Below are 299 nucleotides of genomic sequence, written 5' to 3'. Positions count from 1 at the left end.
CTTGTCAGGACAGGTCGCGAGACGTACTAGCCAGACCTTTCAGTTTCGGCCGAGGCCGATCCTCCGAAGACTCATCGGCCGACTATTCATTTAGAATACGATAGACCTGCATTCTCGAGCAGCCGATCAGTTTTGCGATGCCAGCGGGGCCATGACCTTCACCCCACAAGGCCCTAATTCGGTTCCGATCAAACCGCTGTTTACCGCCCTTGTAGGCACCGTCGCGTTTGGCCCGCTGGATGCCCTCGCGCTGTCGCTCTTTGATGAACCGTCGCTCCATTTGAGCGACCATGCCGAGC

At 57.5% G+C, this 299-nt stretch carries 1 protein-coding gene; it reads right to left on the bottom strand.

Features of this window, described 5'->3' with window-relative positions:
* Positions 1 to 82: 82 nt before the first annotated feature.
* Positions 83 to 299, bottom strand: a 217-nt coding sequence (locus EN846_RS34495) for a helix-turn-helix domain-containing protein (protein ID WP_135928152.1), incomplete at its 5' end; no start/stop codon positions are given.

Source organism: Mesorhizobium sp. M4B.F.Ca.ET.203.01.1.1 (assembly GCF_004791025.1).
Taxonomy (GTDB): domain Bacteria; phylum Pseudomonadota; class Alphaproteobacteria; order Rhizobiales; family Rhizobiaceae; genus Mesorhizobium; species Mesorhizobium abyssinicae.
This window is presented reverse-complemented; position numbering and strand designations above follow the sequence as displayed.